Here is a 3,638-nt window from a genome sequence, read left to right as displayed (position 1 = left end):
CGCGCCGTCACGCCCCGTCCCCCTGCCGGCGCGCATGGAACATGCGGCGCGGCATCGCCCAGGCGGCGGCGGCCCCGCACAGGATGATCCCGGCGGTGATGTAGAACACGCCGTGGAAATTGCCGGTGGCCTGCAGCAGATAGCCGGTCATGATCGGCGCCAGGATTCCCAGCCCGTTGCTGAAGGTCAGGGTCAGCCCGGTCACCGCGCCCAGAATGTCGTGCTCGATGACCAGGTCCGACAGCAGCGCCATGTTGGCGCCGGTCCCCGCCGCCACGAAGGCCATCGACACCGCCAGCAGCGGAATGATCGTGCCTGCCGTCCCGCACAGCGGCAGCAGCCCCATCAGCGCCGCCAGGATCAGATAGGCGCACACCACCTTGCGCCGCGCGCCGTGGGCCAGCGACCGGCCGGCCATCAGCCGCTCGCCGAGCTTGCCCGCGGTGATCGAGATCACCGCCGCGCCGCAATAGCAATAGGCCGTATAGGCGCCTGCCTGCACCATGCCCAGATGCAGCACCTGCCGCAGGATCAGCGGCAGCCAGGACATCAGCAGGAAATTCGCGTAATTGGCGCAGCATTGCGCAATCACCACGCCCCAGAAACTGGACGAGCCGAACAGCACGGGCACCGACAGGGTTCCGCGCCGCGCCGGCGACGGGTCCCGGTACGGCTGCGGATGCTGCCCGGGGTGCTGCTCGGGATGGATGAACCACCAGCACACCGACCAGACCAGCCCAAGCGCCCCCAGCATGCCGAAGGCCGGGCGCCAGCCGAAATGGGCGATCAGCCACGCCCCCGCCGCCGCCCCGCCGGCCAGCCCGATCGGAATCCCGCAGACGAAGGCCGTCATCATCACGCCGCGCTCGGTCGGCGGCGCCCAGGCCCGCACGACCTTGTTGCCGAGCGAGAAGGTCGGCGCCTCGCCGATGCCCAGCAGCACGCGGGTGGCGATGAAGGCCGCAATCCCGGCCGCCAGCCCGCCGAGGATCATCGCCAGCGACCACAGCGCCACCGCCAGCGCGCCGACCCGCCGCACGCCCAGCCGGTCCAGCAGGATCGCGCTGGGCAGGTTCAGGATGAAATAGGACCACAGGAAACTGGACAGGACCCAGCCGATCTCGCCGGATGTCAGGCCGAATTCCCGCGCGATCGCCGGCATGCCCGCCGACAGCGCCGCCCGGTCGCCATAGCAGATCACGCACATCGCCACCGTCAGCGCATAGATCACGAAGCGGAACGGCCGCGCCGTGGCCGGGTCGCGGACGGCATCGGGATGGACGAGGACCTGTGCGGGGTGCTGCAACGGGCGTGCTCCGTCAGAAGGTGAAGGCCGTCTGCACATAATACATGCCGCCATTGAACCCGTATGGCGAATAGTACGAATATTTATAGGCGTTGAACAAGGATTTGATGATCGGCGGCGGAACGCGGGTCGGGTATTTGTTGCCCAGATTGTTGGCCCCCGCCGTTACCGTCCAGCGCGGCATGATCTGGTAGCTGACCGAAAGATTGGTCAGGAACGCCGGATTCTGCGCCACGGGCGGCGAGGTCGGGCTGGCCAGGAAGATCGTCGAGCCGAATCGCTGCTCCTGCACGAAGAGGTTCCATTTGCCGAAAGTCCAGCCGACCGAGAGGTTTTCGCGGTTCTTCGGCGCGGAATGCAGCAGCATCTCCGCGGCATAGGTGTTGAAGCTGCTCAGCCCCATCGCGCTGAGCACCGGGGGCGTCCTGTTGTCGCTGCGGATCTCGTTGTCCGAATAATTGAAGCTGAAATCGAAGCGGAACGTGCCCGAGGCGTTTGTGTGCAGGGTGTAACCGGTCTCGATGTCCCCGCCATAGGTGTGCGTGTTCACCGGGTTGGTGTAGTACGAGGCATAGGTGACGTTGTGCAGCCCCGACGCCTCCAGGATCCGCGCCACGTCCGGGCCGCCCAGCGTGGTCGTGCTGGCCAGCCGGTCATTGATGGAGATATAGTACAGATTGCCCGTCAGGTGCCAGTTTTCCAGCGGCGTGGCGTCGATCCCGATACTGTAGCTGGTCGAATATTCGCCCTTGATGCTGCCCGCGCCCAGCGCCTTGGCGGCCGGGCTGCTGTTGGGCAACTGGTCGACCGAATAGGTCGCGAACGGTGCGCTGTAGAAATAGTAGGTCTGTCCCAGGGTGGGCGGGCGATAGCCGGAATTGACGCCGGCGCGGATCGCCCAGTTGCGGTTGAAATTATAGCGCGTGCCGATCGACCCGGTCTCGACCGTAGCCAGGTGGGTATAGCTGACGGCCCGGCCGCCCAATGTCCATTCCCAGTTCCGCGTGGCGTACAGATCGAGATTGACGTTGCCGTCATAGACGTCGCGCCCGCGCTGGGTCGCGGCCATCGGCACGTTGCCGGCATGGTCCGTCGCCCCCAACCCGATCCAGGACGCGGTTTCGCCCTCGGTCATCTGGAACGTGTCGCGGCGATATTCCCCGCCGAAGCGCAGGGCGACCGGCCGGGGCAGCAACGCGGTGCGGAACAGCCGCGACCCGCGCAGCCCGGTCGAGAATTGCCCGGTGATCGCGCTGCCGTCGCGGAAATCCCGCGGGCTGGCGTCGCCCAGCGTGATGTTGTTGCTGTGCACGGTGGAGTAGGCCTGGTCGTCGCGGCCGTAATTGGCATACAGGTCCCAGGCGAAGCCGAATTTCTCGGCCTTGATCCCGTTATCCGTCTCGAAATCGTACTGGTCCATGAAGATGTACGGAATCGCCCCGTACGGCCACAGCGTGCTGTTGGTCAGGCTGTTGGCCGCGCTGCGATAGGTCTCGGCCACATCCACCCGCCGATGGCCGAAGGTGGAGGTGCTGTACAGGCTGGCATTGCGGTCCAGCGGGAGCGACATGGTCTCGCTCAGCGTCTCCATGGTGGATTTCGGAATCCCCAGGATGCGCTGCACGTCGCGGCTGGCCGTCGCGTTCAGCGGGTTGCCGACGGGATAGAGCTGCCCGACGAACAGGCCGGTGCGGTTGGTGGGCTGCTGGTGCGTCACCTGCGCCGCCAGATCCAGATAGCCGCCGTTCCTGCCCAGCGCGAAGGCATAGTCGCCGTATCCGTTCAGCCCCTGGCCGTCCCCGGCGTAATAGCCGCTGTTCTGCAGGTTGACCGACCCGCCATGGGTCTTCTGCTTCAGCACGATATTGACCGCGCCCGCCAGCGCGTCCTGGCCGTACAGGGCCGACGCGCCCTCGGTCATGACCTCGATATGGTCGATGGCGGAGATCGGGATCAGCGAGATGTCGACCGGCTCGGTGCCCCAGTTCGGCCCGGCATTGGCATTGAAATTCGCCCCGATATGCCGCCGGTGTCCGTTGACCAGGATCAGCGTGTCGTCCGCCGACTGGCCGCGCAACTGCATGGTCTGCACGAAGGCGTTGTTGCCCACCCCCGGCTGCGGTGGCGCGGTGATCGCGGCCGAGGCCTGGGCCAGCGCGCTCATCACGTTCGTCTGCCCGGTCGCCATCAACTGCGCGCCGGATATCACCGTCACCTGCATCGTGCTGTGCTGCCGGGTCGCGGTCGACAGCACCGAATCCCCCGGCGCCGCCGCCGCGGTCACGCTGACTTCCTCGGCCCGCGCCGCCGGCAACAGGGGCGTGCGGCGCGG

2 protein-coding genes are annotated in these 3,638 nt (G+C 66.7%); both read right to left on the bottom strand.

From position 1 onward, the window contains the following. Window positions 1-7 precede the first annotated feature (7 nt). On the bottom strand, window positions 8-1,306 hold the full coding sequence (locus HUK84_RS12435; RefSeq protein ID WP_246285649.1) for an MFS transporter: 1,299 nt from the start codon (window positions 1,304-1,306) through the stop codon (window positions 8-10). Window positions 1,307-1,319: 13 nt separating this feature from the next. Further along, window positions 1,320-3,623 (bottom strand): TonB-dependent receptor plug domain-containing protein, encoded by a 2,304-nt coding sequence (locus HUK84_RS12430; RefSeq protein WP_374729331.1) that lies wholly within the window; start codon window positions 3,621-3,623, stop codon window positions 1,320-1,322. Window positions 3,624-3,638: the final 15 nt, after the last annotated feature.

This window comes from Nguyenibacter vanlangensis (assembly GCF_013376155.1).
GTDB lineage: Bacteria > Pseudomonadota > Alphaproteobacteria > Acetobacterales > Acetobacteraceae > Gluconacetobacter > Gluconacetobacter vanlangensis.
This window is presented reverse-complemented; position numbering and strand designations above follow the sequence as displayed.